The following is a 12,747-nucleotide window of genomic DNA, read 5'->3' as shown; positions in this document are numbered from 1 at the left end:
CAGTCCCCATCGTAATCCATGAACGACCTGATTCAGAGAATAGAACAAAGTCCCCAAAAAAGCTGTTACTCTAGCAGCTTTTTTGTTTTCCCGGTAGAAATTCGTGTAACTTCACGTACCACAGGGTAATGCATAGGATAGAATAAGGAGTATAAGGTGTCTTGCCTGAGTACAGCGCTCCGTTGTATTGCAGGACTAGTATCTCGTGTAAGATACTTCTATAGATAAACGTGGAGGAGATGACATATGAGTGATTCAACGATGGAACGACTGAATGCTCTGTTGCCCGAGTGGCTGGAGACCAGCCGCCTGCATACGGGACAGGGGAAAGTAGCTTCCTATATTCCGGAACTGGTCAAAGCATCTCAGGACGATCTGGGAATACATATCATGGACGCGGAAGGTAACCATGTGTCTGCCGGCGATTGCGGAGTTCCTTTTACGATGCAAAGTATCTCCAAAGTGTTCACCCTCATTCTGGCCCTGATGGATCACGGGGAAGAGGCGGTCTTCTTTAATGTAGGAAAAGAACCAACGGGTGATGATTACGACTCCATGATCAAGCTGGAACTGGTTGAACCAGGTATTCCGTTTAATCCTCTCATTAATGCGGGTGCGATCACCGTATCCTCTCTTGTTGGTGGGGACTGTAAGGAAGAGAAGTCCCGCCGTATTCTCGAATTTTTCCGCAAGTTAGCGAATAATGAACGATTGGGTTATAACGAAGACGTTTTTCGCTCCGAATCGGAAAGTGGCCATCTGAACCGCTCTCTCGCCTATTTCCTCAAACATAACGGTGTGATCAAAGATGATGTGGAAGATGTGCTGGCTGTTTATTTCCGTCATTGTTCTATTGAAGTCACCTGTGCTGATCTAGCTCGCATGGCGCTTGTTCTCGCTCATGATGGAACCGATCCGATTACCGGCGAAGAACTCATTCCCCGTCGTTATGTGCAGATCGCCAAGACCTTTATGACTACCTGCGGGATGTACAATGCTTCTGGTGAATTTGCCATCGAGGTTGGTTTGCCCGCCAAAAGCGGTGTTTCTGGTGGAATACTGACGCTTGTTCCGGGACAATTCGGCATCGGTGTGGTTGGCCCGGCACTTAATCGCAAAGGCAACAGCCTCGCTGGCGTTCATCTGCTTGAGCGTCTGTCCAAGGAGTTCGACTGGAGTTTCTTCTAATATTAAAAAAGCAACGTAATAGCTACCCTTATATGCAGTGGATGAATCAGATTTCGAACATTGTGCTTCTTTTGAACGAGGCGGATGTACGGATATCGTTTGTCGGCTGCTTTTTTATTACCATAGAATATCGTAGGGATACGGTCCTGCACAACGTGAAGCTGCTACATCTATCAATGGGTTCCCACTATGTCTATATGTGAACAAATGCTCATTTTGCTACATCACTCACATGTTTATTCATCCATCCATTCACCTGCTGGGGTCACACCTGTAATGAGATTCATCTGAAGATCCCGATTCCCGTCATCGGTTAGCAGTCTGAGTGTACGGGCGGGGCGATCCAATCGGAGCACACGTCCGGTATAAGAAATGTCATCATGCTCGTGGAACAGCGTGATCGTAACGCGGTCGCCAAGTACCATGGAGTTGCTCAGCAAACGGGACATTTCATCTGCGGCCTGGGCATCCAGGGAGGGACGCGTGCGGGGGGCAAGCTGCTCCTGATGAAGAATATAGGCTTCCCGATGTTCGGGAAGCATCATGCGTGAGGATTCAAAAAGTCCGTTTTGTTGCAATTTTTTACTCATCTATAGTGACCTCCAATTTTATGAGAACGATCTTGCGCCTGAGCGGATGAGCACAGGGATGAGGCACGCATGATGGCGGTATCTCCGAACTTGCGCTTGATATCATCCGTGGCTCGCTCCAGTTCTCTCTTGCGTTCGCGGTCGTCAAACCAGGACAGTTGTACTTCTGAATCGGGTACAAGTCCGCTCAGCGACACATGGATGCGTCTTATGGGTAATCCGTCCCAATGGCGCAGAAACAGAGCTGCCGCCGCATCATATACTTCATCTGTGATGTTGGTCGGTTCATTCACCTTCATCTGACGGGAAAAACCGGTTGGCCGGTCGTAATCCTGTCCGCGACACCCGACCGAAACGACATGCCCCATGAGTGATTTGTCCCGGGAACGTCGGCTGACTAGTTCCGCGAGCTCCAGCAACACAACCTTAATCTCTTCCCAAGTCTCGTAATCCCGTGGTAGCGTCATCTGATGTCCGATCCCCTGCTGCTGGTGTGTGTATGTTCCGGGTTTTACCGGAGAATCATCTATACCACGGGCGATACGCCATAACACTTCACCATTTACACCCCACCGCTCCTTGAGCCGGGATAGCGGTGTATTCGCCAAATCACCAATCGTATGAACGCCCATTTTGTAGAGATGCTGTGCCATGCGTGAACCAACCATGAACATATCGCGTACAGGTTTTTCCCAGATCGTGGAGGGCATATCCTTCCTTGGCAGCGTATAGATGCCTCCTGGGACTTTTTTGGCATACAGGTCACAGGCCATTTTGCTGACGACTTTGGTATCGCTGATGCCGATGCGAATGTAAACGCCAGTTTCATCCATCACTTTGGACTGAATGCTGCGTGCAATTGTTTCGGGACTGCCGAACAGATCGAGGCTTCCCGTGACATCGAGAAATTGCTCGTCAATGCTGTAGGGTTCCACCAGATCGGTATAGGACTGAAGAATACGTGTAATATGAAGGGATACGCGGATGTATTCGGCCATTCTTGGGCGAATAACGACAACATCTGGACATTTGGCAAGCGCCTCTCCCAGTCGTTCTGCGGTTGTAATACCGTAGGACTTGGCGAGAGGACACGCCGCCAGAATGATACCTGAGCGCCTCGCCGGGTCACCAGCTACAACGAGGGGGCGATCCTTGTACTCGGGATGTGCAGACTTCTCCACACTGGCGTAAAATGACTGGCAGTCTGCCAGCATGATGACACGTCTGTCTTGGCGGGGCATGATGTTTCCTCTCCTTATCTGCAATTCTTGATGTTGCTCCTGTCGTCTGATCCTTGCAGAGAGCTGTTCATTTACAGTTTATTTACAGTATGGAACAAGTGTTCTTGTTTTATAAGCATAAAGGACAATTCAAAATGCGGCAACCGGAATTATTTTGCAAATTGGACACAATTATACGATCGACAGATCAGAGGTCTGAAATAGGAAATAAGATGTGTCTTTTTACATTTAATGTGAGATATCTGTGACCTACGGGTGATGACTGGTAGTTCATTTTGATTTTTGTAAAAGTGTCGTTCATGGACAGAGTCCTAGATAGGGGGACTGATGTCCTTTTTTCATTTTCAGTACTTTTCAGAAAACCTTGATAGGACGCGGATTTTCAGTGATGCGTTATCAGACTATAGTATCAATTTTGTAATCTTTATGGTTAATACTGTAAAAAACGCGAAACTTTAAAATGTTACTCGCGTTTAATGGGGTATATGTTTTTCGGGGGAAGAGTGCCTGTATCCGCGTTGCACATAACAATATTACGTGAAGATGTGCAGGATAAGCAGGGCATTCATCTGTGCTTTTCGGCAGATCACGAATGTAAAAAGACCGCAAACGGAATTGTTGCCTTGGAGTGCTGGCGGGTGGCTCAACGGGCTGAGTATGGGCAGAACGTTCCATATCATGTTTGCTTCCATCAGCCTAGTTACAATGCAGAGGCTTAGCGCTATAGTGAGAACTACACCGCTGACATCTCTACCAAGCGGACATCCGAAGCGGAATGATCGTATGTTTCCTGCATGGGTTTGTGCAGTGCATGAACCTGATCTATGGGGAAGCAGGATGCATACTAGAGAGGTGAGCAATCAGAAGTCATGAGCAGACAACGACGAAGACGCTGGTTACTGACAGCTTTGACAGGCGCATTGGTGGTGACTGGCGGAATACTTGCCGGATGGCATTACATGCAGCCAAAGCTTGTTACGTATACAGCGGAGAACGGCACGGAAATGAAATTCAAGACCGATGGAGACCGGTTCATGCAATACGGGCCGGATGGAACGTGGAAGGAAATGTTCGTTAAAGGGGTGAACCTGGGGGCGACTTCGCCGGGACATTACCCGGGAGAGTTCCCGCTCACCGAGGAGGATTACCTGCGCTGGTTCGAGCAGATTCAGGATTTGGGCGCGAATGTGATCAGGGTCTATACCGTCCACCAGCCGATTTTTTACTCCGCACTGGTCGATTATAATCGTGGCCGGGAGCAACCGTTATATTTTATACAGGGCATATGGTCACCTGAGGAGGAATTGATTGAGAAGCAGGATGCCTATGCCGATCATATTGAACAGAGGTTCAAGCAGGAAATAGAAAAGGCCGTATCTGCCGTGTACGGTGATGCAGACATTCCTGCCAAGAACGGAGAGTCCAGCGGCAAGTACAGAACCAATGCCGGAAAATACTTGATGGCTTGGCATGTAGGTACCGAGTGGGACCCGGGGATGGTGGACAACACCAATAAGGTGCATGCGGATGTGCCGCAGTACAAAGGGGTTCACTTTTCCGGTAGTGCAGAAGCATCACCGTTTGAAAATTGGTTAGCAGAGTTGCTGGACTACACGGCGGTTCAGGAGAAAAAGTATGGATGGGAACATCCGATGACGTTTACCAACTGGGTTACAACCGATGTGCTGGATCATCCAGGCGAGCCGCTCTATGAAGAGGATCTCGTCAGTGTGGATGCACGGCATATTAAGCCGGAAGCATGGGATGGAGGTTATTTTGCTGCCTACCACGTGTACCCGTATTACCCGGATCTGTTCCACATTGATAAGACACTGCAAACCATCAAGGATGAAAAGGGCGAGTACAACACGTACAAAAGCTATCTGCAAAAGCTAAAAGCCGAGTTTTCCGATATGCCTGTAATGATTACAGAGTATGGTGTGCCGTCCTCACTTGGTATTTCTCATCTGGGCATGGGTGGTCGAAATCAAGGCGGGCATAACGAGGTACAGCAGGGAGACATCGATGCTTCGCTTACGCAGGATATCTATGATGAAGGCTATGCAGGAGCGATTCTGTTCATGTGGCAGGATGAGTGGTTCAAAAAGACCTGGAACACGATGCCGCTGGAAATTCCGGCAGATCGCCGGGCGTACTGGCTAAACGTGTTAACCAACGAAAAGATGTTTGGTTTGCTGGCCATGGACCCAGGGAAACAGGAACAGCTGACCATTGATGGCAAGCTGGATGACTGGGATAAGCTGAAAGATGAAGAAGTTACGGTCTGGCAGGGACAGGTGAATGGTATTCAGGAGATGAAAGTGACCCATGATGAAGCTTATCTGTATGTGGGCTTGACGCTGGATCAGCCATTTGACCCGGAGAAAACTGTACTTCGCATTGGAACAGATACCCTTACCGGCGGCAGTCAACCAAGCAACATGTTGCCAGGCAAAACTCTAAGTGATGGACTGGAAACGGTCATTACACTAGGCAAGGATAACGAGTCCCAGGTACAGATTGCGAAGGACTATGATTTCAATCAGCGTCTGTATGGCAAGGACGGATATAACATGATCCCAGACGAGCAATTGAAGTCAGCTGATCCGTTCCATCCGTGGGAACTGGCTGTCAGTCTGAAGATGACCCCGCCAGATACACGTTCAGCGCATCCATTCATGGCGGAGAACGTGGGAACGTTAAAGAGAGGTACGACAGCTTCAGGACAGGCAGACAGCGATTCGTTAACAGCTTGGCAGTATAACGGCAATCAGGTGGAAATGCGAATTCCTTGGATGCTGCTTGGTTTCGGTGATCCGAGCTCCTTGCAGGCCATCGAATACGGACCACTGAAAAACGGTCGGGAGTTTTCTACAACTAGCGTTGAAGGTATCACGCTGGTTCCATGGCTGACGGATCGTTCCACGAAACAGGTATCCTGGCCTGGGGGCGAGCAATCAACGCTGGATTTGAAAACTTTACCCGTCTACAGCTGGAAACCTTGGGAGCAGGTCGAATATAGCGAAAGACTTAAGTTAAGCTATGAGAAAATGCGGCAGAGCTATGAAAAAATGCCTAGTTTTCAGATCGAATAAATCAGCATAGAACATCATAAGCGAGTATAAAAGGAGGACTTTTTCACATGTTCCAGAGTTTAGCTTTGGCCTATTGGTTTTTGATCGCCTGCATTGCACTTGTGATTGTAGGCGTCATCGTTCTGTTTGCCATGAAAATGTCCCACAACGGCAAACGACGCAAAACCGCTTTGTATGAAATGAAGCAACGAGACTACTTCACGTATCTGCAGACCGCATTGACGGAGAACAGCCCACTCAAGCTGCCGCCAGGCAAGCTTGCTCCACTAGAAAGACGGGTTATTCAGGACAAGCTGATTGAATGGATTGACCAGTTCAAGGGAGAGTATCGTGACAAGCTGATCGAACTGTGCCGCGAGGCCGGATTCGTCGAACACGATCTGAAAGAGCTGGGCCGTCTGCGTTACGGACGTCAGATTGATGCAGCATATCGTCTCGGAGGCATGCGCTGTCCCGAAGCAGTTCCAGGTTTAATGGAGCTTCTCAAGGATGAGAAGCCGGGTCCGATGGCTATCATGATTGGACGTTCGATTGCGAGATGTACAACCCGGCATGGCGAGTTGAAAGACATGCTTACACTGCTTTTAACGAAAGGAAAATCGATTCATCATCTGGCAGCGGACATCTTATTGGAAGCAAACCTGGATACGAGTCGTGTGTTGATCGAATTGCTTGAGGATCGCAACCCTGATTTTGTCAAAGTAGGACTTGTGGCGATGTGGGGACAAGCGGTGCCGGAAGTAATGCCTGCACTCCACAGACTCGTCGGAGCAGAGCATGAGGATGTTCGTGCCGAAGCAGTGAAGCTGTATCTCAGTGCAAGTCCAGCACTTAAGGATGAGACGATTCTGAAGCTGATCCAGGACACCGATCCGGAAGTTCGGGCGGAAGTGGTACAGGCACTTGGTTTGAAGCATGCATCAGGCAGCATCCCGTTGCTGCGCAAGGCACTTCGCGATGAAGACTGGAGAGTTCGCTATAACAGCGCGGAAAGTTTGAGTAAGCTGGGCGAACCGGGATTCGAAGCTTTGTGTCAGGCAGCAGTGCAAGGAACGGGTGCAGAGCGCGAGATTGCCATGCAGCAGATCGAGAGCACGATGCAGCATTCGGGAACCGACCACAAGGCGGTAGAGCAGATGATTGCACATAACAAAAAAAGACTGCTGTACGAACGTTATTTTGGCCCGGTGCGCGGCGAAAACCGTACAACCAAGAAACGCACAGGCGTTGCAACAGTAGGAGGGGATTACACTGCTTAGAGATTTATTGCTAATCTACGGTATGGTCGCCATCTATTATGTGGTGTTTGTTAATACGCTTTATTTTTCCATACTGGCCTTATCATTTCGTAACATCTGGACGATCTTCCGGAGGTCACATTACTCCAAGTACAACACGTTATCCGGCTCGGAACTGGTTCCTTCGGTATCCCTGCTGGTGCCAGCGTACAACGAGGAACTGACGATTATTGAAAATGTAAACTGCCTCATGACACTGAACTATCCAACGTATGAAGTCATTGTCATTAATGATGGTTCGAACGACTCCACTTTGAAGGTGTTGCTGGAAGAATACCGGCTGAAGCCGGTGCCGAATACGCAAATTCGCGGAAAAATCTCCTGTCAGAAGATTCGCGGCATCTATCATAACCCGGACTTCCCGGATCTGTATGTCATCGACAAGGAGAATGGCGGTAAGGCCGACTCCCTCAACGCAGGGATTAATTTGTCCCATTATCCGCTGATCTCTTCCATCGATGCCGATTCACTTCTGGAGAAAGATGCTTTGATCCGCATGGCACGCATGTATATGGAGAATCCGGAAGAGACTGTTGCGATTGGTGGGGATGTCCGGATTGCCAACGGCTGCAAAATCGAAAACGGTGCGGTTCAGGACGTATCCTTGCCGCGTAAGATTTGGCCGATGTTCCAATCTATTGAGTATTTGAAAGCTTTCCTCGGCGGACGAATTGGCTGGAGTCACATGAACGGTCTGATCATCGTCTCTGGCGCATTCGGCATGTTCCGTAAGGATGCTGTTATCGCCGTAGGTGGATACCGCGACGGTTATCCAGGTGAGGACATGAACATTATTATCAAGCTTCACCGCTATATGCTGGAAAATAAACTCAAATACCGCGTCGCTTTCTGTCCTGAAGCGGTGTGCTGGACACAAGCGCCGGATTCGTACCGCATTTTGTCTAGCCAACGCAAACGCTGGGGCCGCGGGAATCTGAAAAACATGCTGGAAAATCGCGGCATGCTGTTTAATCCGAAATATAAGGTTATGGGGTTAATCACCATGCCATATAACGTTATTTTCGAAGCACTGAATCCGTATTTCCGCATTACCGGACTGATCGCTCTGGCTGGATATGTGCTTCTGGACATGACCCAGTGGCCGATCCTCGTTTTGTTTGGCTTGCTGAACTTTGTGAGTGGATATCTGCTGAGTGTAGGGGCGTTGATTCTGGAGGAAATTGCGTTTAAACGGTATAACAAGCTGTCCGATCTGGTCAAAATGCTGGTCTACTCCGCCCTGAAATTTGTGGGATATCATCAACTCGGCGTGCTGTGGAGATTGCAGGGACACATTCAGTTTTTGCAAAACAACAATTCCTGGGGCACGATGACACGCCAAAGCTGGTCTGAGGAATCCAAGGACGCGAGCAAAGCGGCTTAAGTAATACAGTAACAATAGTATAGAAGGGTGGAAAAGAACATGCCAAATACGGCGACATTGCAGCGTGAGGCTGCCGTTAATGTGTACCGCAATGTAGAACAGGGATTGAAGGAAACGGGTGCCGAAGCTTGTGGTTTAATGTTCATTCACTGTGCAGGTCAGGTTCAGCCGGAGCAGCAGGTCAGGACACATCTGGAGCAGGCGGGATATACGTCGTTCCAGGTATGGCAGGATAGTCATACACAGGCAATTGCTGTGCTGCTTCCAGGGCTTACGCTCGATGAAGTTCATTATGAAGGACTTCGTATCAAGCATGAGTTGCAAGAGAGTGCTCCTGGTGCTGATCCGCAGATCACACTGGCCAGTTTCCCGCCGGAGGAGCGCCCTTCAAAGGCAACGATTCAGCATATGGCCGAATCTTCGAAGCTTGTGGATTCATCGGAAATTCATATCTATACGCTGGAACATACGGCGGATGCCCCCGAACGGATTCTGATCGTGGATAATGATCCGACGGTTCGAGAATTTTTGCAGCTGCGTTTGAAAATGCAGGGATATGAAACCTATGAAGCAGTGGATGGACTCGCTGCACTCGACCTGATCGAGAAAGTGACCCCTGACCTCGTGCTGACCGAGCTGAATCTGTATGGCATCGATGGGCTTCCATTCATTCACCATATCCAGAAGCTGGAGATGGAGCAACCGCCTAAAATCGTCGTATTGACCGAACAGCGGGTGGAGCAGACGATCAGCCAATGTTTCAGTAGCGGTGTAGACGATTATATGACCAAGCCTTTCTCTCCTGTGGAGCTGGACGCCCGGATCAGACGTTGCCTGCACTAGAAGATAAGTAGATTAGAGTCACAACGATTACAGTTACAACCACATCTATATGATTTGGACTAGTTTATTTACACATTAACGGAGAGGACAGAAAAAAACTGAAAAAGCGAAGCGGTCGCCTTTATCACCGGATTTTCCCTTTAACAAAAGGGAATCAAAAAATCTGGGGATAACAGCGATGGGAAGTTTATTCTGTCATCGGAGTGTCCGTGTAAATCTCCTTAGTTCAGATCATATAAACAATCAAATATATTGCGCGGAGGGAATATCATGGAGAATCAACAATTTCACACTTTACTGAACGCGATCGAAAATAAAGAAGCGGTACTGGGCGTTGTCGGCCTCGGTTACGTCGGCCTTCCCCTTGCGGTGGAGATGGTCAACCAAGGATTTACCGTCATTGGTATCGACCTGGATGCTTCCAAAGTCGACAGCATCTACAATGGAGATTCCTATATTCACGATATTTCGTCCGACGAATTGAAAAAAGTAATGCAAAGCGGCCGCTTTCAGCCAACAACAGACTACAGCATGTTGCGTGTCATTGACGCACTGAGTATTTGCGTACCGACACCGCTCAGCGAAAACCAGGACCCGGATACCTCTTATATCGAGACGGTTGTGGATCAGATTAAACTGCATATGAAACCAGGTATGCTGATCACACTGGAAAGTACGACGTATCCAGGTACAACGGAAGAGTTGATCCAGCAGGAGCTGGACAAAATCGGACATGAGGCGGGCAAAGACTATTTCCTGTGCTTCTCACCTGAGCGAGTGGACCCATCCAACGGTCGTTTCACCACATTTAATACACCGAAGGTCATCGGCGGTACAACGGAAGCTTGTCTGAAACTAGGCACTGCGCTGTACAGCAAATATGTAGAGACTGTAGTTCCGGTATCTTCACCTAAAGTAGCGGAAATGTCCAAATTGCTGGAAAACACATTTCGCAGTGTCAACATTGCCTTTGTCAATGAAATGGCGATGATGTGTGATCGCATGGGCATCGATATTTGGGAGGTTATTGACGCGGCTGCGACGAAACCGTTTGGCTTTATGCCATTCTATCCAGGTCCGGGTATTGGCGGACACTGCATCCCGCTCGACCCGATGTATCTGTCGTGGAAGGCCAAAGGATTCCGTTTTTATAGCAAATTTATTGAACTGGCGCAATCCACCAATGACAATATGCCGTACTATGTACTGAATAAAACGTCAACAATCCTGAATGAATACGCGAAGTCTGTTCGTAAATCGAACATTCTGCTGCTTGGCATGTCGTACAAACCGAACATTGCCGATCTGCGTGAATCACCGGGACTGGAAGTATACGAGCTGTTCAAGGAAAGCGGCGCAAACGTTAACTATTACGACCCGCATGCAGAATCATTCAAAGACAAACATGGCGAAAACGTGCACAGCCAAGCCTTTAACCTGGAGCAGTTCAAAACGTACGATTGCATCGTGCTGATCACCAACCACAGCGACTTGCCTTATTATGATATTGCGGAACTGGGTGTACCAATTCTGGATACACGTAATGCATTCCGCACGTACAATCACTCACATATTTACAAGATCGGTCACTCGGTACAACATCCTGTGTTTGCACCAAGTGAAGCGGTTCTCGTCTGAGGCGACCGATGAGAATACAGGGCAAGTTGGCAGGTAAGGCGAAATGGGCTATTGTGGCTGTGGTGTTCTGCCTGCTGCTCCTGTCCTGGCTGTTCAAATGGTTTTCGCATGAGGAACACAAGGCAACCTGGCTGTGGGATACGTCGATCATTATGAAGCAGACACCTGAGATTATCGCGTTCTCCAAGGAACAGGGCGTGGATACCATTTTCCTGCAAGTTCAGGATGAGGTGCCCGATGCGGCTTATCGCAAGTTCATTGCGGCTGCAACCAATGCCGAGATCGAAGTGCACGCGCTGAACGGTCATGCCGACTGGGCTTATCGCGAGAAGCGCGCAGAAGGACTTGCTTTTATTGAACGCGTGCGGGCATACAATTCTTCTTCTGCGAAGAATGAACGCTTTGAAGGCATTCAGCTCGATGTCGAGCCATACCAGTTAAAACGCTGGGAGAACGAGCAGAGCAGTGTCATTGCCGAGTGGCAGAACAATATGGAGGTCTGGACGGAAGCCGGAAAGGAAGCAGGACTATATATGAGTGCAGCGATTCCATTCTGGCTGGATGCCCGGCAGTCTGCTGGAGGCAAGGAGACGTTCAGTCGCTGGGTCATCTCCCGTTTCGATGCGGTAGCTATTATGGCTTATCGGGATAGCGGGCAGCAGATGTACGATCTGTCCAAGGAAGAGCTGGCTGAAGCGGATGATCTGGGCAAGAAAGTCTGGATTGGAGCAGAACTCGCGGATACACACGAGGGAGATCACTTGACCTTTTTCCGCAAGCCCATCAGCAATATGGACGAAGAGATGCAGAAGGTGTTTGAACTCGGTGCCTCGCATTCATCGTTTGCAGGTGTGGCTGTGCATCATTATGAGGCGTGGTATGCGAAGCAAAATGGCATTCCGCTGGCGCGAAAGACCGGGGAAACGAAGGAAGAATCACAACATCAGAAACAATAACACAACCTTTAACGTTTAGTTGATAATCCCTTCTGGGCAAAGCAGCAGGTATTCGTTCCTGCTGTGTGTAGCTCAGAAGGGATTTTTATATTATTTAGGGAATGAGAAAGTGTAGAAATGGAGGTTTCTCTATGTCGAAAAGAGTGAAAATCAGTTGGATTGCTACTTTAGCGTTAGTTGTGGTGATATCAGGTTGGGTGTACTTCAGTTTATTTGGTAATCCGATCAAAATGAATGATGCTGAAGAGAAAGTGAGGGCTTATTTAATTCAACAAAAGCGATATTCTTCTGAGGAAATGATAGATATAACGGGTAATTATTCCTTCACAAGCTCAGAGGCTCCTTATGGTGCTTCCGTAACATTCGCTGATCAGCCTAATGATAAGTATCATTACATCATTTTCAAGGACGGGCACATTGAGCAGTACAGTTATTCGGGCGATAATCCTATACATCTGGAGTCTCCGATTAGATAAAAGCGTCCCAACTGGTGCGCTTGTTCCCCGTTTTGGTA

10 protein-coding genes are annotated in these 12,747 nt (G+C 48.5%); 8 read left to right on the top strand and 2 right to left on the bottom strand.

Going from position 1 to position 12,747, the window contains the following annotated elements; translation table 11 throughout:
* Window positions 1-246: 246 nt before the first annotated feature.
* On the top strand, window positions 247-1,188 hold the full coding sequence (gene glsA / locus MHI38_RS06280) for a glutaminase A (RefSeq protein ID WP_090922686.1): 942 nt from the start codon (window positions 247-249) through the stop codon (window positions 1,186-1,188).
* A 236-nt stretch (window positions 1,189-1,424) separates the two neighbouring features.
* Here the strand turns inward: glsA and MHI38_RS06275 are convergent, their stop codons facing one another.
* On the bottom strand, window positions 1,425-1,778 hold the full coding sequence (locus MHI38_RS06275) for a YolD-like family protein (RefSeq protein ID WP_090922683.1): 354 nt from the start codon (window positions 1,776-1,778) through the stop codon (window positions 1,425-1,427).
* Window positions 1,775-3,019 (bottom strand): DNA polymerase IV, encoded by a 1,245-nt coding sequence (locus MHI38_RS06270; RefSeq protein WP_090922681.1) that lies wholly within the window; start codon window positions 3,017-3,019, stop codon window positions 1,775-1,777. The genes MHI38_RS06275 and MHI38_RS06270 overlap by 4 nt, the downstream gene beginning before the upstream one ends.
* An 869-nt stretch (window positions 3,020-3,888) precedes the next feature.
* Between MHI38_RS06270 and MHI38_RS06265 the strand changes: the two genes are divergently transcribed.
* From MHI38_RS06265 to MHI38_RS06235, 7 genes are all read left to right on the top strand, one after another.
* Window positions 3,889-6,114 (top strand): hypothetical protein, encoded by a 2,226-nt coding sequence (locus MHI38_RS06265; protein ID WP_308723154.1) that lies wholly within the window; start codon window positions 3,889-3,891, stop codon window positions 6,112-6,114.
* Window positions 6,115-6,161: 47 nt separating this feature from the next.
* Entirely contained in the window at window positions 6,162-7,373 is a 1,212-nt protein-coding gene (locus MHI38_RS06260) for a HEAT repeat domain-containing protein (protein WP_154888335.1), read from the top strand.
* Window positions 7,374-7,395: 22 nt separating this feature from the next.
* Entirely contained in the window at window positions 7,396-8,796 is a 1,401-nt protein-coding gene (locus MHI38_RS06255; RefSeq protein WP_186809635.1) for a glycosyltransferase family 2 protein, read from the top strand.
* 39 nt (window positions 8,797-8,835) lie between these two features.
* Window positions 8,836-9,639 carry a response regulator transcription factor gene (locus MHI38_RS06250; RefSeq protein WP_308723153.1) on the top strand — a complete coding sequence of 268 codons (804 nt, stop codon included), beginning with the start codon at window positions 8,836-8,838 and terminating at the stop codon, window positions 9,637-9,639.
* Between the two features lie 270 nt (window positions 9,640-9,909).
* Window positions 9,910-11,277: a nucleotide sugar dehydrogenase gene (locus MHI38_RS06245; protein WP_336120316.1), complete on the top strand. Its 1,368-nt coding sequence runs from the start codon at window positions 9,910-9,912 to the stop codon at window positions 11,275-11,277.
* A gap of 8 nt (window positions 11,278-11,285) precedes the next feature.
* Window positions 11,286-12,233 carry a hypothetical protein gene (locus tag MHI38_RS06240; protein ID WP_336120315.1) on the top strand — a complete coding sequence of 316 codons (948 nt, stop codon included), beginning with the start codon at window positions 11,286-11,288 and terminating at the stop codon, window positions 12,231-12,233.
* 131 nt (window positions 12,234-12,364) lie between these two features.
* A complete protein-coding gene (locus tag MHI38_RS06235; RefSeq protein ID WP_336120314.1) occupies window positions 12,365-12,709 on the top strand; it encodes a DUF3139 domain-containing protein in 345 nt (114 codons plus the stop codon).
* Window positions 12,710-12,747: the final 38 nt, after the last annotated feature.

It is taken from the genome of Paenibacillus sp. FSL K6-1558 (assembly GCF_038002565.1).
Lineage (GTDB): Bacteria > Bacillota > Bacilli > Paenibacillales > Paenibacillaceae > Paenibacillus > Paenibacillus polysaccharolyticus.
The sequence above is the reverse complement of the archived record's forward strand: the minus strand, read 5'-3'. Positions and strand labels throughout refer to the sequence as shown.

Coding starts and splice junctions, on each gene's coding strand:
- glsA (WP_090922686.1), top strand. CDS start 247: ATGAGTGATTCAACGATGGAACGACTGAATGCTCTGTTGCCCGAGTGG.
- MHI38_RS06260 (WP_154888335.1), top strand. CDS start 6,162: ATGTTCCAGAGTTTAGCTTTGGCCTATTGGTTTTTGATCGCCTGCATT.
- MHI38_RS06240 (WP_336120315.1), top strand. CDS start 11,286: ATGAGAATACAGGGCAAGTTGGCAGGTAAGGCGAAATGGGCTATTGTG.
- MHI38_RS06270 (WP_090922681.1), bottom strand. CDS start 3,019: ATGCCCCGCCAAGACAGACGTGTCATCATGCTGGCAGACTGCCAGTCA.
- MHI38_RS06235 (WP_336120314.1), top strand. CDS start 12,365: ATGTCGAAAAGAGTGAAAATCAGTTGGATTGCTACTTTAGCGTTAGTT.
- MHI38_RS06245 (WP_336120316.1), top strand. CDS start 9,910: ATGGAGAATCAACAATTTCACACTTTACTGAACGCGATCGAAAATAAA.
- MHI38_RS06250 (WP_308723153.1), top strand. CDS start 8,836: ATGCCAAATACGGCGACATTGCAGCGTGAGGCTGCCGTTAATGTGTAC.
- MHI38_RS06265 (WP_308723154.1), top strand. CDS start 3,889: ATGAGCAGACAACGACGAAGACGCTGGTTACTGACAGCTTTGACAGGC.
- MHI38_RS06275 (WP_090922683.1), bottom strand. CDS start 1,778: ATGAGTAAAAAATTGCAACAAAACGGACTTTTTGAATCCTCACGCATG.
- MHI38_RS06255 (WP_186809635.1), top strand. CDS start 7,396: ATGGTCGCCATCTATTATGTGGTGTTTGTTAATACGCTTTATTTTTCC.